Raw genomic sequence first — 19,380 nt, 5'->3', positions numbered from 1 at the left:
CGATGGCGCTCCCCCTTCTTATGCGCGGTTCGCCCTCGGGCCTGGGGCCGTGGGGCGGTTTGGCCAGTCGTGCCGCCGGTCTGACCGGCTGGCGTCGGGTTCTGCTGCTGCTGCTGCTGGGGGCCCTGGCCACCTTGGCCCTGCCGCCCTTGGGGGCGTTGCCGGTGCTGTTGCCGTCCTTGTGCGGTCTGGTCTGGGTGCTGGAAGGGTCACGCTCGCGCTGGGCCGCCTTTGGGGCCGGCTGGCTGTGGGCGTGGGCGTGGTATGGCATCGGTTTTTATTGGATCGGCAACGCCATGTTGGTCGATCCTGGCAAATTCGCCTGGATGATCCCCTTCGCCACCTTGGGTCTGGGGGCGGTGCAGGCGGTATTCATCGGTCTGGCCACCTTGGGCACCCATTTGAGCCGGGTCAGTGGTATCGGTCGCATCGTCGTGCTGGCCGGGGCCTGGACGATTATGGAATGGGTGCGAGCCTGGTTTCTGACCGGCTTTCCCTGGAATCCGTTGGGCTCGGTGTGGGACGCGGTACCTGCCGTGCTGCAATTGGCGTCGCTGGCCGGGGTTTATGGTCTGTGCGCCTTCACCATCCTGGTTTTCGCCCTGCCGGCGGCCTTGGCCGATTTTCTCAGTCGGCGACAACGCTGGCTGGTGCTGGCGGCGGTAGGGCTGTTGCTGGCCGGCGGCTTCGTCTTCGGTCAGGCGCGTCTGAGCGCCAATCCGACCGAAATGGTGCCCGGGCTCAAGCTGCGGCTGGTGCAGGCGGCCATCGCCCAGCGTCACATGTGGCGCGAGGATTTGCGGCAAAGCCAATTGCTCGATCATGTGGAATTGTCGCGTGGTCCTGGTTTCGACACCGTCACCCACGTGGTCTGGCCGGAAACGGCGGCGCCGTTCTTCCTGGATCTGGATGCGCGCAGCCGGGCCATCGCTGCCATGGCGGCACCGGTGGGCGGCGCGCTGCTGACCGGGGCGCCGCGCATCACGCCGCAAGAGGTCGAGCCCCGACACTTGTGGAACAGTCTGATGGCCATCGACGGCGCCGGTCAGGTTGTCGGGCTCTACGATAAGGTGCATCTGGTGCCGTTCGGCGAATACGTGCCGCTGCGCGGTCTGTTGCCGATCACCAAGCTGACCGCCGGGGGCACCGATTTTTCCGCCGGAATAGGTTTGCGCACCCTGGATATCCCCGGTTTGCCGCCAGTGGGGCCGTTCATCTGCTACGAATCCGTGTTTCCGGGGGAAGTGGTGGGGAGTGATCAAAAACGCCCGGAATGGCTGCTGACGGTGACCAATGACGGCTGGTTCGGCAAATCCGCCGGTCCGCATCAGCATCTGGCCGCCGGACGGATGCGGGCGGTGGAGGAGGGGCTGCCCCTGGTCCGCTCCGCCAATACCGGTATTTCCGCCGTGCTCGATCCGCTGGGGCGCCAATTGGCGAGACTGGATCTGGGCAAACGAGGAATTATGGATACAGGTTTACCTAAGCCGCTGATGCCGACTCCGTACAGCCGCTGGGGTAATGCTGTTCCGTTGTTGGTCGCTTGTGCTTTACTACTTTTAGGAATTTCTTTGCGATTTCGGAGAATTAGAAGTAATTGATTTCCGACAATCGTGATTATTGAGGGATAATCACACGATTGACTTGCATACAACATAAGACATATGGTGGCCGCGGCAAAGCACCCGCCCCGTCATTCATGCAAGCATTCGGAACGATCTCATGGCTCAGACACCGCGTAAGGAACAAACCACGCCCCGTAAGGGAAGCTCCCGGGGGCGGACGCCATCGGGTAAGCCGAATCCCATCGATGTCCATGTGGGGAGCCGTGTCCGTTTGCGCCGGACGCTTTTGGGCATGAGCCAGGAAAAGCTGGGCGAGGCCTTGGGCCTGACCTTCCAGCAGGTGCAGAAATACGAGCGCGGCGCCAATCGCGTCGGCGCCTCGCGCCTGTTCGACCTGTCGCGCGTGCTCGACGTGCCGGTCAGCTTTTTCTTCGATGACATGAATGACGAGCTGAAGGCACAAAGCCCGGCCCTGATCGCCGGCATGACCGCGCTGGAGGAGCCGCCGGCCCATTTCGAGCATGACCCTTTGGCCAAGCGCGAGACGCTGGAACTGGTGCGCGCCTATTACCGCATCGCCGACCCCCAGGTCCGGAAGCGGGTCTATGAATTGGCCAAGGCCCTGGCCGATTCGGATAGCTGAAATAGCCCTGATGAGGGCGGGGGAATCGGCACGATCCCCCGCCCCTTTTGTGCGAATGCGCTTGACGGCGGGTGGCGCCACCTGCCACAAGAACGGCCCTGGGAACAGATGTATTCCACCTGTTTGCCCACGTGGAGATTTGTGACCGCTTGCCGCCACGAAAAACACCGGCTAAGTGGGTGCATCGCGATGGCTGTTTGATCCATTCCGAATGCCCCTGGTCCACTTTCGTCTGGAACTAGGAGGGCTTGCCCGTGTCCAAAAAGAATTTCCTGTTCACGTCCGAATCGGTTTCCGAAGGCCATCCCGACAAGGTGTCGGACCGCATTTCCGATGCCGTGGTTGACGCTTTCCTGGCTGCCGACCCGCATTCGCGCGTGGCGGTCGAAACGCTGACCACCACCAATCTGATCGTGCTGGCCGGCGAAGTGCGCGGCCCGGCTTCGGTCAATGCGGCGCTGATGGAAGACATCGCTCGCCATGCAGTGCGCGATATCGGCTACGAGCAGGAAGGCTTCCACTGGAAGGACGCCCAGGTTCAGGTCCATGTGCACCAGCAATCCGCCGACATCGCTGTCGGTGTCGATGCCGCCGGTGAAAAGGATGAAGGCGCCGGCGACCAGGGCATCATGTTCGGTTATGCCTGCACTGAAACCCCGGTGCTGATGCCCGCTCCCATCTATTTCGCCCACGAGATACTGAAGTCGCTGGCCGAGGCCCGCCATTCGGGCGCCGAGCCGCTGTTGGGTCCGGACGCCAAAAGCCAGGTGACCTTGCAGTACCGCGACGGCAAGCCGGTCGGCTGCACCTCGGTGGTGGTTTCCACCCAGCATGGCGCCAGCCTGTCCCAGGCCGACGTGCGCGAAATCGTTCGTCCGCACGTGCTGAACGTGCTGCCGGAAGGCTGGATGTGCCCGGAAGACACCTTCTACGTCAACCCGACCGGTCGTTTCGTCATCGGCGGCCCCGACGGCGATTGTGGCCTGACCGGTCGCAAGATCATCGTCGACACCTATGGTGGCGCGGCTCCCCATGGCGGCGGCGCTTTCTCGGGTAAGGATCCGACCAAGGTCGATCGTTCCGCCGCCTATGCCTCGCGCTATCTGGCCAAGAACGTGGTCGGCGCCGGTCTGGCCGAGCGTTGCGTCATCCAGCTCAGCTACGCCATCGGCGTGTCCAAGCCGTTGTCGGTCTATGTCGACACCTACGGCACCGGTCGCGTCGACGAAGACAAGCTGTCCGACGTGTTGCAGCAATTGATGGATCTGAGCCCGCGCGGCATTCGCACCCATCTGGGTCTGAACAAGCCCATCTATGCCCGCACCGCCGCCTACGGCCATTTCGGGCGCAACCCCGACGCCGATGGCGGTTTCTCGTGGGAAAAGCTGGATCTGGTCGATCAACTCAAGCGCGCCTTCGGTGCGTGATGCCCAAGGGCGACGGCAAGAAGCCGGTTGACGACAAGCCGCGCTTTTTCGGCCGGCGCCGCGGCAAGACGCTGCGGCGCACCGCCCAGGGATTGATGGAAACGCTGCTGCCCCGGTTGGCCATCGTGCCACCGGGGCAGGGTGAGCCCTGTCTTGACGTCGCCGCCCTGTTTCCCCGCCCGATCCAGGCCGTGTGGCTGGAAGTGGGGTTCGGCGGCGGCGAACATGTGGCGGCGCAAGCCCGCCTTTACCCTGACATCGGTATCATCGGCTGCGAACCGTTCAATAACGGTATCGCCAGCCTGCTGGGCCATCTGGCCGGCAGCGATATCGACAATGTCCGCATTTTCCCCGACGACGTGCGCCAATTGTTGCCCGGCCTGCCCCAGGGCAGCATCGGGCGCGCCTTTGTCCTGTTTCCCGATCCGTGGCCGAAGAAGCGTCATGCCGAGCGTCGCTTCATTGGTAAGGACAATCTGGACGCCTTGGCCCAGGTGCTGGCCGATGGGGCTGAATTGAGGGTGGCCTCGGACGATCCGGTCTACCAGGACTGGGCGGCGGAGCAATTGCGCGCCCATGTCGATTTCACCGAGGTTCAGGTCACCAGCGACCGTGCCACCTTGCCCGATGACTGGCCGCCGACCCGCTATGAGCAGAAATGCCTGGCCAGGCGCGATCCGGTGTTTTTTCGTTTCATTCGTAAAAACCGCGTCTGACCGTCTGGTAAAACCAGCGGACCTTCCTACATAGGCGCTCGCTTTACCAAGGGGGGATTTCGATGATGGAATGGCTTAGCGATCCGCAATTGTGGATCAGTCTGTTGACGCTGGCGGCACTGGAAATCGTGCTGGGCATCGACAATCTGGTATTCCTGACCATTCTGTCCGACCGTCTGCCCGAGCCGCAACGCCCGCTGGCCCGCAAGCTGGGTCTGGCTTTCGCCCTGATCACCCGGTTGGCCTTGCTGGCCTCGCTGTCGTGGATCGTCGGTCTGGTCGATCCGGTGTTCACCGTCTGGGGGCATGCGGTGTCGTGGCGCGACATCATCCTGATCGGCGGCGGTCTGTTCCTGCTGACCAAGGCCACCCACGAAATCCACGGCTCGCTGGAAGGCGAAGAGGAGGATGGGCATGGCGGTGCGGTCAAGGCCGCCGCCGCCGGCTTTGCCGCCACCATCATTCAGATCGGTATTCTGGATATCGTTTTCTCGCTCGATTCGGTCATCACCGCCGTCGGCATGGTCGATCAACTGGAGGTGATGGCCGCCGCAGTGATCATCGCCGTCATCGTCATGCTGGTGGCGGCCGGGCCGCTGTCGGCCTTTGTCTCCGCCCACCCCACCGTCAAGATGCTGGCCCTGTCCTTCCTGCTGCTGGTGGGCATGGCATTGATCGCCGATGGCCTGGGCTTCCACATTCCCAAGGGCTATCTGTACTTCGCCATGGGCTTCTCGGTCCTGGTCGAGGCGCTCAATCTGATCGCCCGCAAGAGGCGCAAGCCGGTCAAGCTGCGCAATTCGCTGTAATTTACTTAACCATAAGAGCATCAGGGTTGTTGCTCTGGTGCTCTTATGGTAAGGCTTGCGCCGTTTTTTTGACTGAAGCCCGCGCTTTCGTCCGTGCCGATCAGGAGCCGATCATGGCCTATGTGGTGACCGAGAACTGCATCAAGTGCAAATACCAGGATTGCGTCGAAGTGTGCCCGGTGGATTGCTTCTACGAGGGTGAGAATTTCCTGGTCATCAATCCCGATGAATGCATCGATTGCGGCGTCTGCGAACCGGAATGCCCGGCCGAGGCCATTGTCCCCGATTCCGATGACAAGGCTGCCGCTTGGGCTCAGCTCAACCGCGATTATTCCGGTCAATGGCCCAACATCACCCGCAAGGGCGATGCCCCCGCCGATGCCGACGCGTGGAAGAACAAGCCGGACAAGGCTGACTTGCTGTCGCCCAATCCGGGTAAAGGCACGGTCTGACCGTTTTTGCCCCATCGTTTTTGCAATGCAGCCCGGCCCACTCGAAAGGTGGAGCCGGGCTTTTTACCGTGCTTTCATCGGACCGTCATGCTATAAGAGCCAGTCCGCCGAGCCAGGTACCCGCGGACGCCATGCGGCTCTGGGGAGCCATCGGGCGGACTTCCGTCCCCTTTTGTACAATATGATTTACTGATCCTCCGCCACTTTCGGATGTGGCCGGAATCGCCTTCGTCGTTTCGATGAAGGCCGGCCCGTTCCCGTGAAGCCACGCGGACCCAGCAGGGAAGAGAACAAATGTCGAGCGTTTCTTTCGCCGAAGGTGATTATGTGGTTTACCCGACCCATGGCGTTGGCCAGGTGATGGCCATCGAGAACCAGGAAATCGGCGGCATGAAGCTGCAATTGTTCGTCATCACCTTCGAGCGCGATCGCATGACCCTGCGGGTTCCGGTGGCCAAGGCGACCAAGTCGGGCCTGCGCAAGCTGTCGTCGCGCAAGGACATGGACACCGCGCTGTCGACCCTGAAGGGCCGGGCCAAGGTCAAGCGCACCATGTGGAGCCGCCGGGCTCAGGAATACGAAGCCAAGATCAATTCCGGCGATCCGGTTTCCATCGCCGAGGTGGTGCGCGATCTGTACCGCAACGCCAACCAGCCCGATCAATCCTATAGCGAACGCCAGATCTATGAAGCGGCGCTGGAGCGACTGGCCGCCGAGCTGGCCGCGGTCGAAGGTATCGACGCCGAAGCCGCTGCCGCCAAGCTGTGTGAATTGCTGGCTGCGGCCTGATAATTCAGGCTCTTAAAGCGAACGCGGTCCCGGCCAGACGGCTGGGGCCGCGTTTTCCATTGGTCAGCATCAATCGCGGGCGTTGACGGATTCTTTCGCGCCTGCGACCATGCCCCAGGCTGCAAGCGGGATCGTGTGGGCATGGCTGCCAGTATTTCCGATAACAACGTTTTTGCCACCCTCAGGGGATCGGGCCGAATTTGGGCGGTGGGGGCCATCCACGGCGAGGTCGGGCGTCTGCGCGCTCTGCACGCATCCTTGGCCCAGACCATGAAGCCCGGTGATCAGATCGTCTATCTGGGGGATATCCTGGGCTATGGCGCCGATGTCCGTGCCGCCATCGACGAGGTGCTGGTGTTCCGCCGCTCGTTCCTGGCTCAGCCGGGGGTCGAGGTGGACGATATCGTCTTCCTGCGCGGTGCCCAGGAGGAGATGTGGCAAAAGCTGTTGCAACTGCAATTCGCCCCCAATCCGACCGAAGTGCTGAAATGGATGCTGGATCACGGCATCGGTCCGACCTTGGCCGCTTATGGCGGTAATATCGAGGAAGGCATGCTGGCGGCGCGTGACGGCATTTCGCCCCTGACCAAATGGACTTCGGCGTTGCGTCAGAACATGCGCTTGTATGATGGCCACACCACGCTGATGAGCGTGCTGAAGCATGCGGCCTATACCGACGATGACGGATTGCTGTTCGTCCATGCCGGTATCGACCCGACCCGGCCTTTGTCGGCCCAGTTGGATGCGTTCTGGTGGGGCTCGTCCGGGTTCGAATTGCTGGATGGGCCTTACGGCAGTTTCCGCATGGTGGTGCGCGGCTCCGACCGTCGTCGCGGCGGCGTAAGGGTGGGGGCGTTCACCGCCACCCTGGATTCCGGCTGTGGTCTGGGCGGTCCGCTGACCGCCGCCTGCTTCGGCGCCGACGGCCAGATGCTGCAAATGTTGGAAGCATAAGCGGGCCGCCGCCCACGCCGATTTGAGGCGTGAGCGGCGGCGCGTATGATCCGCTCAGCCGATCCCCTTTTCCATGATGCTGGCTAGGCGACGGGCGAAGTCCACCGGATCGGCGGGCATTTCGCCCTCGACGATGCGGGCCTGATCCAGCAGCAGCCACGACGCGTCCTCGACGGCTTCACGCCCGCCCGCCTTAACCCGTTCGGCCATGGTCTTGATCAGGCCGTGGCGCGGGTTGATCTCCAGGATGCGCGGGGTGTCCTGGTCCACCTGCTTGTGCGCCTTCAGCAGCTTTTCCAGATGCAGGCTCATCTGCCCGGCATCGGTGACCAGGCAGACCGCCGAATTGGTCAGGCGGTCGGAGGCGCGCACGTCCCTGACCTTGTCGCCCAGGTTCAGTTTCAAGGCGGCGATCAGGGTATCGAGGCTGGCATTGTCGGCGGCCTCCGGCTTGGCGGCCTCGGTCTGTTCGTCGGCTTTGACCGCCGACAGGTCGGCGCTGCCATCGGTGACCGAGATCAGCTTCTTGCCGTTCCATTCGCCCAAGGACGGCACCCAGAATTCATCGATGGGGTCGGTCAGCAGCAAAACTTCGACGCCCTTGGCGATGAAGCCTTCCAGTTGCGGGCTTTTCTTCAAATTGGCGACGCTGTCGCCGGTGGCGTAGTAGATCGCCTCCTGGCCGTCCTTCATGCGGGCCACCACCTCATCCAGGCTGGTCCAGCCTTCGGCCTGGGTGGTCTGGAAACGCGACAGGGCGACGATATCGGTCTTACGCTCGAAATCCTCGTAGATGCCCTCTTTCAGCACGGCACCGAAATTTTCCCAGAACGCGGCATAGGCTTCGGCATCGGCCTCGGCCTTCTTCTTCAACTCGCTCAACACCCGCTTGACCAAGCCGGTCTTGATCTTGGCCAGCACCGGATTGTGTTGCAGCATCTCGCGGCTGACGTTCAGGGGCAGATCCTGGCTGTCGACGACGCCGCGCAGGAAGCGCAGGTAGGGCGGCAACAGGTCGGCGGCTTCATCGGTGATGAAGATACGCTTCACATAAAGCTTCAGGTGGTTCTTGCGTTCGGGCTGGAACAGGTCGAACGGCTTCGAGCCCGGCACATAGAGCAGGCCGGTATATTCGATGGCGCCCTCGGCCTTGTAGTGGACGGTCAGCCACGGCTCGTCGAAGGCATGGGCGACGTGGTGATAAAACTCGGTGTATTGCTCGGCGGTGATGTCGGCTTTCGACCGCGTCCACAGGGCCGAGGCCGAGTTGACGGTCTCTTCATCCTTGTCCTTTTCGGCCAGCATCACCGGGATGGCGATGTGGTCGGAATAGCGCTTGATGATGGCGCGCAGACGATGGGCTTCCAGGAATTCCTTGGCGTCGTCGCGTAAGTTCAGGACCATGCGGGCGCCGCGCTCGGCGCTGTCATCCTCAGCGATGGTGAAGCTGCCCTTGCCGTCGGATTCCCAGCGCCAGCCTTGGGTCTCGCCAGCCTTGCGGGTGAACACCGTCACGGTGTCGGCGACCATGAAGGCGGAATAGAAGCCGACGCCGAACTGGCCGATCAGGCTGGTATCCTTCTTGGCGTCGCCAGAGAGCCGGCTCATGAACTCGGCGGTGCCGGATTTAGCGATGGTGCCCAGATTGCTGATCAGGTCGTCGTGGTTCATGCCGATGCCGTTATCGGCGATGGTCAGGGTGCCGGCATCCTTGTCGATCTGGATGCGGATGCAAAACTCGCCGCCGCCTTCGGCCAGATGGGTTTGGGTCTGGGATTCGTAGCGTAGCTTGTCACAGGCATCGGAAGCGTTGGAAACCAACTCGCGCAGGAAGATTTCCTTATTGGAATAAAGCGAGTGGACGACGATATCCAACAGCTTGGCGACTTCCGCCTGAAATTCCCGCTTTTCTTCGGCCATGACGTTTTTCATCCCTCTTGATCGAATTCAGTCTACGCCCCCCGGAAAAAGGGAAGCGCCCTGATATGAGGTGGTTCGAGCAAGCTTGCAAGCCCGCCCGTGATTGGCAACAATGGTTCCCCCTTCGTTGTCGCCGCCTTCCTTGTTGCTCTGGGCGGAACGAATGGGTATGTATAGCGGCCCCGCGGGTGCGGGCCGCGGCTGCGACGCGCAAGGAACCGGCGCAGCGACAGAGAACGTAGGAGATGTTCATGCAGAATCCCCTCCAGATCACCTTTCATGGGATCGACCATTCGGAAGCCGTGGAAAACCGCGTGCGCGAGAAGGTGGCCAAGCTGGAGCAATTTTTCGATCGCATCACCTCGTGCCGGGTGGCCATCGAATCCGATCACAAGAATTCGTCCAACCTGCACCACAAGGGCAATTCCTATCTTGTCCGCATCGACCTGAACGTTCCGGGCTCGGAACTGGTGGTCAAGCGCGAATCCGATGAGCATGAAGACGTTTATGCCGCGCTGAAGGGCGCTTTCCAGGCGATGGAACGTCAGCTCAAGGAATACGTTGCCCGCTCGCGCGGCGACGTCAAGTCCCGCGCCAACGCCTCCTGATTTCGGCGCTTTGCCGGCTAAAACCACTCGCGGCCCCTGAGGGCAGCGGGTGGTTTTGTGCGTCCGCGCCCAGGGGTGTGGATTGGAAATTTCGATCAGACCCCCCAGATGTATTGATGTTTGTGCCCTTCTACGTTAGAAGGCGCCATTCTTCGCACGTGCGAACGTGATTTCAGGCATTCCATGAACATCGATCTGGCCCGCACCTTTCTGGAAATCGTCGAAACCGGCAACTTCAACAAGGCGGCGGAACGGCTTAGCGTCACCCAGTCCACGGTTTCCATGCGCATCAAGGCGCTGGAGGACGAATTGGGGCGTCCGCTGTTCTTGCGCTCGAAGACCGGCACCGAACTGACCGCCGCCGGATCACAATTCCGCCGCTATGCCGCCACCATGGTCCGGGTGTGGGAGCAGGCGCGCCAGGAAATCGCCCTGCCCGCCGGTTTCCGCACGGTGCTGAACGTGGGTGGCCAGTTTTCCCTGTGGGATCGCCTGCTGGTACAGTGGATTCCGTGGATGCGCACGGCGCTGCCCGACGTGGCGGTACGGGCCGAGGTGGGGTTGTCCGAGGGGCTGATGCGTCGCTTGGGCGAAGGCACCTTGGATATCGGCGTCATGTATTCGCCCCAGGCCCGCCCCGGCCTGCACATCGAGAAATTGCTGGAAGAGCGGCTTATCCTGGTATCCACCCGCCGCGGCGGCGGCGATGACTGGATCAAGGATTACGTCTTCGTCGATTGGGGGCCGGAATTCCGTCAGGCCCATGGCCAAACCTTTCCCGATCAGCCGTCGCCGGCGGTAACCGTGGGTTTGGGCGCCTTGGGCCTGCAATACATCCTGTCGTCGGGCGGTTCGGGGTATTTCCCCATGCGGGTGGTGCGGTCCTATCTGGCCGCCGGTCGCCTGTTTGCGGTGGAAGGCGCGCCGGAATTCCGCCGCCCCGCCTGGCTGGTCCATCCCCAGGACGAAGCGCGCGAGGAATGGTTCCACACGGCGCTGGATGGGTTGCGCCATGTGGCCTCGCTGGAAAGCGAAGACTAATCTCTGATGTGCCCCGCCAGGCAACGCACCTGATCGACGGCGACGCCGTCACGGGCCATCAGGCGCATCAACACCTCATCCGACAACAGATCGTCCAGGCTGGGTTCATCATTGCCCAGATACTGGATGCGCTTGACCTTGCGAGCCACGGTGAACGCAGCGGGGGTGGCGCGGTTGTCGCTGTCAAGGGTGGCGGGCGAGCAGATGTTGCGAATCATGTATGCCCCCTTTCGTGTTGATCTGCCATTACCAGTATAGTCTGTGACCTGCAAAACTTTGTCTACGTGTTCAGAAGTATCTGTTGGTCTGACAAAGGGCGGATATTGATAAAAATTTAGCGACAATTGCCGATATGCGGCACGTTGTGCTGCGCTGCGGCGATTGCAAAGCTCATATGGTATCGATCTGTCCAGTAGACAAGCTAAAGGTGGCGAAATCAGGGCATCATGCGTTCTGGCCCCAACACGCTGTCGCTGAGCACCGGATGGTTGGCGCGAGCGTTGAACAGTTGATAGTGCCACCACTCGTTACGATAGAAATCCCAGCCGGCGGTGGTCATGATCCCCATCAGCAGATGGCGATGACGCTGGGCCTGGGCATCGATTTCCTGGTTGCCGTGATGGGAACGCGGGGTGAATTCGTCGAAGGCGGTGCCCATGTCCAGCTCGGCCCCGCTGGTCGCGTCGATCAGGGTCAGGTCCACCGCCGCCCCCATGGAATGGGGAGAGCCGCGCCGCGGATCGGCGAGAAAACCGGGATCGGGGGTGTGGTTCCACAAAATCCACTGGGCTTCCGCCGGGCGGAAGGCATCGAATATCTTCAGCCGCAGGCCCAAGGGTCGGGCCAACTCGATGGCGCGGGTTAGCAGGCGATCGGCCTCGGCGTTCAAAAAGCAGCCGGCTGTTGTCGCATAGACCGGCTGTCCGGTGAAGTTGCCGGGGGTGGTATAGGTCAGGTCGATATCCACGTCGTGGCTGGCGGCGGTGATACGAACAAGCGGCGACATGGGCGGGCCTCGTATGGTGTTTTGCTGCTGGCATTTGCCTTGGGTGCTGTGCAGTATAGCGGCCCTCTTTACCATCCGGTCAACGTGATGCTGGTTCTTGCCCTGGATTCCGCCGGTTCCGCCTGTTCCGCCGCCGTGCTGCGCGACGGTGTCGTCGTTGCCCGGCGTCGGGCATTGATGGCGCGCGGTCAGTCGGAAGTGTTGGTCCCCATGGTTGGCGACGTGATGAAGGACGCCGGCTTGACCTTCGATCACCTGGATTTGCTGGCCGCCAGCGTCGGTCCCGGTGCCTTCACCGGTATTCGCATCGGTCTGGCCACGGCCCGCGCCCTGGCCCTGGCGGCGGCCAAACCTTTGGCCGGCATCCGCACCACCGATGCCATCGCCGCCGCCACCGATCCGGATCAGCGCCGCAATCGTCTGGTCATGGTGGTGATGGAGTCGCGCCGAGCTGAATTATGGGTGCAGTGCTATGACGACACTCTGACCGCCCTGGGGCCGATCCAGGCGCTGACGCCGCAACAGGCGGCGGCGGTGGGTGCCGGGGCGGTGTTGTTGGCCGGCGACGGCGCCGGCTTGGTGGCGCCGTTGTTGCCCCAGGCGATGCTGGCCCACGATTGCGACCATGTGGATGCGGTGCAGGTGGCCCGGCTGGCGGCACAAGGCTGGCCCGATGCGGTGTTGCCGCCCGAGCCGCTTTATCTGCGTGACGCCGACGTCACCTTGGCGTGTGCCTGATGATGATCGAACTGATCCCCGCCTCGCTGGTCCACGCCCCCTTGCTGTCGGGCATGCACGGTATCTGCTTCGCCGATCGGTGGTCGACGGAAGCCATGGTCGAGTTGTTGGAAATGCCGGGGGCGGAAGGGTTGCTGGCGGTGGACGGCAATTCGTTAACGCCCTCGACGGTTCCGCCCGGTCCCGCCGGCATGGTGTTGTGGCGGGTGGCCGGTGACGAGGCGGAAATCCTGACCATCGCCGTGTTGCCGCCCTGGCGTCGCAGCGGCCTGGGGCAGCGCCTGCTGGAAGCGGCGGCTCGGGCCAGTCGGGCCAAGGGGGCGGTGGTGATGTTCCTGGAAGTGGCCGACGACAATTTGGGCGCCCAGGCCCTGTATCTGGCCAACGGCTTCGCCAAGGTCGGCTTGCGCAAGGGCTATTACGCCGACAAGGACGCCATCGTCATGCGGCGGGATTTTTAGCCGCCTGCTCCATCATTTCGCGGATTTCGTCCAGGCGCAGCACCAGGGCGACGATGCCCAGCTTGTCCTCGACCTCGTTGCGTTCGGCCATCAAGGCTGTGCGCTCGGTCTCGTTCGCGCTCTTGAAGCGGATGTTCATGCCCTCTTCATACAGGGCGTACTGGTCCAGGGCGTCGTCCAGCAACGCGTCCAGGCGCTTTTTCTCCGCCAACAATTCGGCCATGTCGATCATCCCAGGGCTCAGGCGGCCAAGCGTTGCAGCGGGTTGAGGGCCTCGATCTGGGCGCGGGCGGCGGCGTCCTCCACCCCGGTCATGGCCGACAGGCACATGGCGGCGGCGGTGAAGGCCTCCTTGAGGGCGGTGCCGGAATCGTTGCCGTGCGCCAGGGCGTCGTCGCGCGTTTCCTCGAAAGCGGTCAAGACCATCTCAAGAATGGCGGCATCCATGATCCGATCTCCCGTGCATGGCATAAGTTATCAAAGCCGATGATTCGGCCTCGTTTCGCTTACGACCTTATATCGATAGCATGGGTTAAGGGAAGTCGTTCAATAGGATTAATACCTGTACTAATCCTGGCCAATACTTAACTGGAATTATTTATTTACGACCATTTGTGACTTGTTATGAATGCGCCGTAAACAGCACCTGAACTTGTCATTAATGGCTTTCAGTGCGCATCGCCCCAACTGGTGCCAAATCCGGCTTCGGCGACCAAAGGCACATCCAATTGGGCGGCACTTTCCATTACCCGACAGACTACCGCGCGGGTGGCATCCTGTTCAGCCACCGGCACCTCAAGCACCAATTCGTCATGCACCTGCAACAACAGGCGCGCTTTCAGTCCCTCGGCGGCCAGGGCGGCGGGCAGGCGGATCATGGCACGCTTGATGATATCGGCGGCACCGCCCTGGATCGGGCCATTGATGGCGGCGCGTTCGGCGAAAGCGCGCATGGCCCCGTTTTTATCCTTGATGCCGGGGGTGAACACCTTGCGCCCGAAGGGCGTGAGGACAAAACCGTTGGCGCGCGCCTCTTCCTTGGTGCGTTCCATGAAATCGCGGATTTCCGGGTACCGACCGAAATAGGCGTCGATATAGGACTTGGCCTCGCCGTTGCTGATGCCAAGCTGCTGGGCCAGACCGAAGGCGGAGATGCCGTAGATGATGCCGAAATTGATGGCCTTGGCCCGACGCCGCAGCATCGGGTCCATGCCCTCGACCGGTACGCCGAACACTTGCGCGGCGGTGATGGCGTGGATGTCGGCGCCGTCGTGGAAGGCCTGGATCAGCCCCTTGATGCCGGCCACATGGGCGACCAGCCGCAACTCGATCTGCGAATAATCCGCCGACAACAGCACATGGCCGGGCTCGGCGATGAAGGCGTGGCGGATCTTGCGGCCTTCCTCGCTGCGGATGGGGATGTTTTGCAAATTGGGGTCCGACGACGACAGCCGCCCGGTGGTGGTCAGCGCCAGGGCGAAACTGGTGTGGACACGACCGGTCCGCCCATTGATCTGGGCGACCAGGGCGTCGGTATAGGTGCCCTTCAGTTTGGACAATTGCCGCCAATCGAGCACGCGGGCGGGCAAATCGTGGCCCTGGGCGGCCAGCTCTTCCAGGGCATCGGCACCGGTGCCCCATTGGCCGGTCTTGGTCTTCTTGCCGCCGGGCAGCGACATGTCCTCGAACAGAACCTTGCCCAATTGTTGGGGCGAGCCGACGTTGAATTCACGCCCGGCCAAAGTCTGGATCTGCACCTCGAGCTCGGCCATGCGTCCGCCGAATTCCGCCGACAGCGCCATCAGCGCGGTCCGATCCACCTTGATGCCGGCGGCTTCCATGGCGACGATCACCGGTACCAGCGGGCGTTCCAGGGTCTCGTATACCGTGACCATGCGTTCCGCCAGCAGCCGCGCCTTCAGCACCCCGTGCAGGCGCAGGGTGATGTCGGCATCCTCGGCGGCATAGGCCAGGGCCTTGTCCAGCGGCACCCGGTCGAAAGTGATCTGGTTCTTGCCGGTGCCGCAAACATCGGCGAATTTGATGGTGTCGTGGTCGAGATGCAGCTTGGCCAATTCGTCCATGCCGTGGCCATGGCTGGCGCCGTCCAGCACATAGGACAGCAGCATGGTGTCGTCGAAGGCGGTAACGGTCAGCCCGGCCTGGGCCATCACCTGCATGTCGTACTTGATGTTGTGGCCGATCTTCAGCACCGAAGCATCGGCCAGCAACGGCGCCAGTTTGGCCAGCGTCACCTCACGGCCCAGGATGTCCGGGCCGGCGGCGGCGGGGCTGGGGTCAAGCAGCAGCGAGCCTTGCGCCGGGCCGGCATCGTGCTTGATGGGGATATAGCAGGCGCGACCGGGGGCGGTCGCCAGCGACACCCCGACCAGTTCGGCCCGAAGCGGGTCAAGGCCGGTGGTTTCGGTGTCGAAGGCGACGGTGCCCATGCGGGTGGCCTCTGCCACCCAGGCCTCCAGCACTTCGACGCTGGTCACCAGTTCATATTGGGCGACCACCGGGGCGGCGACCGCAACCGGGGCGGTGACAGCGGGCGCGGCGGTGGGGGTGACCGACGATCCGCCCAGGCGGGCAACGATACTTTTGAAGCCCTGCGCCGCCAGGAAATCGGCCAGCACCTGACGATCGAACGGACGCTTGGCGAAACTGTCCAGGGATTCCGTCACCGGCACGTCGCACTTCAGGCGCACCAATTCGCGGCTGATGCGGGCGAGTTCGGCATTATTCAGCAGGGTTTCGCGCCGCTTGGGCTGCTTGATCTCGCTGGCACGCGCCAGCAAGCTGTCCAGATCGCCGTATTCGCCGATCAACTGGGCGGCGGTCTTGACGCCGATGCCGGGCACGCCCGGCACGTTGTCGGTCGGGTCGCCGCACAGGGCCTGGACATCGACCACCTTGTCGGGGGCGACACCGAATTTCTCCAGCACCTCGGGGGCGCGGATGGTGCGGTTTTTCAGGGTGTCGAGCATCTCGACCCGCTCGCCCACCAACTGCATCAGATCCTTGTCCGACGACACGATGGTGACCCGCGCCCCTCGGGCCACCGCCTGGGTGGCATAGGTGGCGATCAGGTCGTCGGCCTCGAAGCCCTCCATCTCGACCGAAGGCACGTTGAAGGCGGCGACCACGTCGCGGATCAGCGGGAATTGCGGCACCAGATCCTCGGGTGCCGGCGGGCGGTGGGCCTTGTATTCAGGGTAGATGTCGTTCCTGAACGACAGCCGCCCGGCATCGAAGATCACCGCCACGTGATCGGCGTCGGTGTCGGAGAGCAGCTTCAGCAGCATGGTGGTGAAGCCGTAAACGGCATTCACCGGGGTGCCGTCGGGCCGCGACATGGCCGGCAGACCGTGGAAGGCGCGGAAGATGAAGCCCGAGCCATCCACCAAAAAGACGTGTTGCGGGTCGCCAGCCACGGCGGTCAATGCCCGCCGCCGACCTTGGCCCCTTCGGCCAGCACATAGGTGCGCGAGCAATAGGGGCAGACCACCTGGCGGTCGTGACCCATGTTCAGGTAAACCCGCGGGTGACCCAGGCCAGCATTGCCGCCGTCACAGGCGACATGGTTGGTTTCCACCACGATGGTCTCGAATTCGGCGGTTTTGGCAGCTGCGGCAGACGACATGACGGCATGATCCATTGACCGTTGAAACGGGCGGATGATACCCATTGCGGGCCATGGATCAAACACTCATCGACACCACACTGCCCGATAACGCCATCACCACCCGCGACCTGACCAAGGTCTATGCCGGCAAGCGCGGGCGCAAGGTGGCCTTGGACGGGGTTTCTCTGGACATTCCGCGCGGTTCGTTCTTCGCCCTGTTGGGGCCGAATGGGGCGGGAAAAAGCACCTTCATCAACATTCTGGCCGGTCTGGTGACCAAGACGTCCGGTCAGGCGTCCATCTGGGGCCGCGACATCGATGCCGATGGCCGCGCCGCCAAGGCGGCCATCGGCATCGTGCCGCAGGAACTGAACCTGGACCCGTTCTTCACGCCCCGAGAATTGCTGGAAGTGCAGGCCGGCATGTACGGCGTGCCCAAAGCCCAGCGCCGCACCGACGAAATCCTGGAAGCAGTGGGGCTGGCCGATAAGGCCACCGCCTACGCCCGCACCCTGTCGGGCGGCATGCGCCGTCGCCTGCTGGTGGCCAAGGCCCTGGTCCACACGCCGCCGGTGCTGGTGCTGGACGAACCCACCGCCGGCGTCGACATCGAATTGCGGCAATCGCTGTGGGCCTATGTGCGCAAGCTCAACGCCCAGGGGGTGACGGTGGTGCTGACCACCCATTACCTGGAAGAGGCGGAAGAATTGTGCGACCGCATCGCCATCATCAACCATGGCAAGCTGGTGGCCTGCGACACCAAGCAGGCTTTGCTGGCCCGGCTGGATTCCAAAAGCCTGGTGATCACGGTGGAAGGCGGGTTGACGCAGGTGCCGCCCGGCCTCGAGGCGTGGTCGCCGGAAATCCGTGCCGATGGCCGGCTGGCCTTGCGCTATGCCCCTTCCGCCGTACCCGCCGGGATGATCCTGGCGGCGGTGGCGGCGGCGGGCCTCGCCATCCGCGACCTGTCCACCGAAGAAGCCGATCTGGAAGACATCTTCCTGCGGCTGACCTCGTCCAAGGGCTAGGAATGTGCGCCGTATCCTCGCCCTGCTGCTTGTGCTTTTGCTGCCGGCCTGCGCGGCACCCATGACCCATCCCGCCGGCCCGGACACCCAGCCGCCGCAGGTCTTGGCCGATCATCTGGTCATGGCCGACGGCGTCCGCTTGCCGCTGAAGACGTGGCGGCCGGCGGGCGAAATCCGGGCGGTGGTTCTGGCGCTGCACGGCATGAACGATTATTCCCAATTCTTCGCCGAACCGGCGGCGCATCTGGCCCGCCACGGCATCCTGTCCTATGCCTATGACCAGCGCGGTTTCGGTCAAGGCCCGCATCCGCGTTTCTGGTCCAGCACCGACACCATGGTTGCCGATGCCCGCGCCGCCACCGATCTGTTGGCGTCCCGTCATCCCGGCCTGCCATTCTATGTGTTCGGCGAAAGCATGGGCGGCGCCGTCGCCATGCTGGCCGCTACCGAGCCGCCCGCCGGCATGGACGGCATCATCCTGGCCGCGCCCGCCGTCTGGGGCCGCTCGGCCATGCCGTGGTGGCAGCGCCTGTCGCTGTGGCTGGCCTATAATGTGGCGCCCGGGTGGTCGCCATCGGGCCACGGGCTCAACATCCGGCCCTCGGATAATGTGGAGATGCTGCGCAAACTGGGGGCCGATCCGCTGGTGATCAAGCGCACCCGCATCGACGCGGTCAAGGGCGTGGTCGACCTGATGGACCAAGCCGAAGCGGCGCCGGCGGCCATCCGCGTGCCGACCCTGTTCCTGTACGGCGCCCATGATGAAATCATTCCCTCCGCCCCCACCTGGCAGGCGGCGGGCGCCATTCCCAGCCGCCGCGCTGCCTTTTATGCCAACGGCTGGCACATGCTGGTGCGCGACCTTCAGGCCAAGGTGGTGCTGGACGACATGGCGGCGTGGATGGTGGACAATGACGCTGATTTGCCCTCGGGCGCCGATAAGCAGGCGCCCGTAAAACCCGAGGTTTGCTCATGCAAAAGATGATCGCCCTGGTTTTGGCCCTGGTGCTGCCGGCCCTGCCGGCCTGGGCAGCGGAACGCGAATTTGATCTGGGCTTCGCCCGTCCCGGCATGATGCAGGGCCAGTTCCGCTTCGGCGCCTGGCCGCCGGGTATGGCCATCTATTGCAGCGACGACCCCGATTTGCCCAAGGATCTGGGACGGCTGTTGTTCATGCCCAAGCAGATGCTGGATTTGGGGGCGACCCGCTGTTCCCTGATGGCGGTGGATGAAAAGGGCGGCTGGAACGTGGCCCGGCGCAAGATCGCCGGCCATCCGGTGGAAATGTCGGCCACCTTCGCCCCCGATTTGCAAGGCACACGGCGCTTGGTGCAATTGTTCATGACCGCGCCGCGGGAAGGCTATGCCGGCATGGTCCGCCATTTCGTCGCCCGCTTCGGCGCCCCCACCAGCGAAAGCGAGCGCATGGTCCATTGGCAGACCGCCCGCAACGAAGCCCTGGTCATGCACGAGGAAGGCGACACCGTCCTGGCCATGCTGATCGATACCAAGCTGCAAGAGGCCATGAACCAGCGGCTGGAGCAGGTGACCAAACGGAAGTAGGACATGCTTATGGTGCAGGCGCGAAGGTGATG

The 19,380-nt window shown here is 63.1% G+C and carries 22 protein-coding genes; 15 read left to right on the top strand and 7 right to left on the bottom strand.

Annotated features, from left to right (window positions below):
* The first annotated feature begins 20 nt into the window (after nucleotides 1-20).
* The 8 genes from lnt to MGMSRV2_RS15390 all read left to right on the top strand — a co-directional run bounded on the left by lnt (nucleotide 21) and on the right by MGMSRV2_RS15390 (nucleotide 7,355).
* The gene (gene lnt / locus MGMSRV2_RS15425; protein ID WP_052589004.1) at nucleotides 21-1,601 is read left to right on the top strand and encodes an apolipoprotein N-acyltransferase; all 1,581 of its coding nucleotides are present in this window, start codon (nucleotides 21-23) and stop codon (nucleotides 1,599-1,601) included.
* 121 nt (nucleotides 1,602-1,722) lie between these two features.
* Nucleotides 1,723-2,208, top strand: coding sequence for a helix-turn-helix domain-containing protein (locus MGMSRV2_RS15420; RefSeq protein WP_024081287.1), 486 nt, complete (start codon nucleotides 1,723-1,725; stop codon nucleotides 2,206-2,208).
* Between the two features lie 254 nt (nucleotides 2,209-2,462).
* Nucleotides 2,463-3,635 (top strand): methionine adenosyltransferase, encoded by a 1,173-nt coding sequence (gene metK / locus MGMSRV2_RS15415; RefSeq protein ID WP_024081285.1) that lies wholly within the window; start codon nucleotides 2,463-2,465, stop codon nucleotides 3,633-3,635.
* Nucleotides 3,635-4,351 carry a tRNA (guanine(46)-N(7))-methyltransferase TrmB gene (gene trmB / locus MGMSRV2_RS15410; RefSeq protein WP_041633675.1) on the top strand — a complete coding sequence of 239 codons (717 nt, stop codon included), beginning with the start codon at nucleotides 3,635-3,637 and terminating at the stop codon, nucleotides 4,349-4,351. The genes metK and trmB overlap by 1 nt, the downstream gene beginning before the upstream one ends.
* 62 nt (nucleotides 4,352-4,413) lie before the next feature.
* On the top strand, nucleotides 4,414-5,160 hold the full coding sequence (locus tag MGMSRV2_RS15405; RefSeq protein WP_024081283.1) for a TerC family protein: 747 nt from the start codon (nucleotides 4,414-4,416) through the stop codon (nucleotides 5,158-5,160).
* A gap of 113 nt (nucleotides 5,161-5,273) precedes the next feature.
* Nucleotides 5,274-5,612 carry a ferredoxin FdxA gene (fdxA, locus tag MGMSRV2_RS15400; protein ID WP_024081282.1) on the top strand — a complete coding sequence of 113 codons (339 nt, stop codon included), beginning with the start codon at nucleotides 5,274-5,276 and terminating at the stop codon, nucleotides 5,610-5,612.
* A gap of 294 nt (nucleotides 5,613-5,906) precedes the next feature.
* On the top strand, nucleotides 5,907-6,401 hold the full coding sequence (locus MGMSRV2_RS15395; protein WP_024081281.1) for a CarD family transcriptional regulator: 495 nt from the start codon (nucleotides 5,907-5,909) through the stop codon (nucleotides 6,399-6,401).
* 141 nt (nucleotides 6,402-6,542) lie between these two features.
* Nucleotides 6,543-7,355, top strand: coding sequence for a hypothetical protein (locus tag MGMSRV2_RS15390; RefSeq protein WP_024081280.1), 813 nt, complete (start codon nucleotides 6,543-6,545; stop codon nucleotides 7,353-7,355).
* A 54-nt stretch (nucleotides 7,356-7,409) separates the two neighbouring features.
* Here MGMSRV2_RS15390 and htpG read toward each other — a convergent pair whose 3' ends face one another.
* Nucleotides 7,410-9,275 (bottom strand): molecular chaperone HtpG, encoded by a 1,866-nt coding sequence (gene htpG, locus MGMSRV2_RS15385; protein ID WP_024081279.1) that lies wholly within the window; start codon nucleotides 9,273-9,275, stop codon nucleotides 7,410-7,412.
* A 251-nt stretch (nucleotides 9,276-9,526) separates the two neighbouring features.
* Here htpG and hpf point away from each other — a divergent pair, with 251 nt between their 5' ends.
* Together hpf and MGMSRV2_RS15375 are read left to right on the top strand one after the other, a co-directional pair.
* Nucleotides 9,527-9,883: a ribosome hibernation-promoting factor, HPF/YfiA family gene (hpf, locus tag MGMSRV2_RS15380; RefSeq protein ID WP_024081278.1), complete on the top strand. Its 357-nt coding sequence runs from the start codon at nucleotides 9,527-9,529 to the stop codon at nucleotides 9,881-9,883.
* A gap of 183 nt (nucleotides 9,884-10,066) precedes the next feature.
* The gene (locus tag MGMSRV2_RS15375; RefSeq protein ID WP_024081277.1) at nucleotides 10,067-10,924 is read left to right on the top strand and encodes a LysR family transcriptional regulator; all 858 of its coding nucleotides are present in this window, start codon (nucleotides 10,067-10,069) and stop codon (nucleotides 10,922-10,924) included.
* Here the strand turns inward: MGMSRV2_RS15375 and MGMSRV2_RS15370 are convergent.
* Together MGMSRV2_RS15370 and ddpX are read right to left on the bottom strand one after the other, a co-directional pair.
* The gene (locus MGMSRV2_RS15370; protein WP_024081276.1) at nucleotides 10,921-11,142 is read right to left on the bottom strand and encodes a hypothetical protein; all 222 of its coding nucleotides are present in this window, start codon (nucleotides 11,140-11,142) and stop codon (nucleotides 10,921-10,923) included. The genes MGMSRV2_RS15375 and MGMSRV2_RS15370 overlap by 4 nt on opposite strands.
* A gap of 218 nt (nucleotides 11,143-11,360) precedes the next feature.
* Nucleotides 11,361-11,930 carry a D-alanyl-D-alanine dipeptidase gene (gene ddpX, locus MGMSRV2_RS15365; RefSeq protein ID WP_024081275.1) on the bottom strand — a complete coding sequence of 190 codons (570 nt, stop codon included), beginning with the start codon at nucleotides 11,928-11,930 and terminating at the stop codon, nucleotides 11,361-11,363.
* Between the two features lie 87 nt (nucleotides 11,931-12,017).
* On the opposite strand from ddpX, the gene tsaB reads away from it, so the two are divergent.
* Together tsaB and MGMSRV2_RS15355 are read left to right on the top strand one after the other, a co-directional pair.
* The gene (tsaB, locus tag MGMSRV2_RS15360) at nucleotides 12,018-12,668 is read left to right on the top strand and encodes a tRNA (adenosine(37)-N6)-threonylcarbamoyltransferase complex dimerization subunit type 1 TsaB (protein WP_024081274.1); all 651 of its coding nucleotides are present in this window, start codon (nucleotides 12,018-12,020) and stop codon (nucleotides 12,666-12,668) included.
* Nucleotides 12,668-13,129, top strand: coding sequence for a GNAT family N-acetyltransferase (locus MGMSRV2_RS15355; protein ID WP_024081273.1), 462 nt, complete (start codon nucleotides 12,668-12,670; stop codon nucleotides 13,127-13,129). Before tsaB ends, MGMSRV2_RS15355 begins: the two co-directional genes overlap by 1 nt.
* Here MGMSRV2_RS15355 and MGMSRV2_RS15350 read toward each other — a convergent pair.
* From MGMSRV2_RS15350 to MGMSRV2_RS15335, 4 genes are all read right to left on the bottom strand, one after another.
* On the bottom strand, nucleotides 13,110-13,352 hold the full coding sequence (locus tag MGMSRV2_RS15350) for a hypothetical protein (RefSeq protein ID WP_041634628.1): 243 nt from the start codon (nucleotides 13,350-13,352) through the stop codon (nucleotides 13,110-13,112). The genes MGMSRV2_RS15355 and MGMSRV2_RS15350 overlap by 20 nt on opposite strands.
* A gap of 17 nt (nucleotides 13,353-13,369) precedes the next feature.
* Nucleotides 13,370-13,576, bottom strand: coding sequence for a hypothetical protein (locus MGMSRV2_RS15345; protein WP_024081271.1), 207 nt, complete (start codon nucleotides 13,574-13,576; stop codon nucleotides 13,370-13,372).
* A gap of 221 nt (nucleotides 13,577-13,797) precedes the next feature.
* A complete protein-coding gene (gene polA, locus MGMSRV2_RS15340) occupies nucleotides 13,798-16,566 on the bottom strand; it encodes a DNA polymerase I (RefSeq protein WP_041634626.1) in 2,769 nt (922 codons plus the stop codon).
* A 5-nt stretch (nucleotides 16,567-16,571) separates the two neighbouring features.
* On the bottom strand, nucleotides 16,572-16,775 hold the full coding sequence (locus tag MGMSRV2_RS15335) for a zinc-finger domain-containing protein (protein ID WP_024081269.1): 204 nt from the start codon (nucleotides 16,773-16,775) through the stop codon (nucleotides 16,572-16,574).
* A gap of 53 nt (nucleotides 16,776-16,828) precedes the next feature.
* Between MGMSRV2_RS15335 and MGMSRV2_RS15330 the strand changes: the two genes are divergently transcribed.
* From MGMSRV2_RS15330 to MGMSRV2_RS15320, 3 genes are read left to right on the top strand one after another with little or no spacing between them, the layout of a single operon-like run.
* Nucleotides 16,829-17,785 carry an ABC transporter ATP-binding protein gene (locus tag MGMSRV2_RS15330; RefSeq protein WP_041633674.1) on the top strand — a complete coding sequence of 319 codons (957 nt, stop codon included), beginning with the start codon at nucleotides 16,829-16,831 and terminating at the stop codon, nucleotides 17,783-17,785.
* A gap of 4 nt (nucleotides 17,786-17,789) precedes the next feature.
* Entirely contained in the window at nucleotides 17,790-18,770 is a 981-nt protein-coding gene (locus MGMSRV2_RS15325) for an alpha/beta hydrolase (RefSeq protein WP_024081267.1), read from the top strand.
* Nucleotides 18,758-19,348 carry a hypothetical protein gene (locus MGMSRV2_RS15320; protein WP_041633673.1) on the top strand — a complete coding sequence of 197 codons (591 nt, stop codon included), beginning with the start codon at nucleotides 18,758-18,760 and terminating at the stop codon, nucleotides 19,346-19,348. The genes MGMSRV2_RS15325 and MGMSRV2_RS15320 overlap by 13 nt, the downstream gene beginning before the upstream one ends.
* Nucleotides 19,349-19,380: the final 32 nt, after the last annotated feature.

The organism is Magnetospirillum gryphiswaldense MSR-1 v2, from assembly GCF_000513295.1.
GTDB lineage: Bacteria > Pseudomonadota > Alphaproteobacteria > Rhodospirillales > Magnetospirillaceae > Magnetospirillum > Magnetospirillum gryphiswaldense.
Note: the sequence above shows the minus strand (reverse complement) of the source record. Positions and strands in the feature narration are given on the sequence as shown.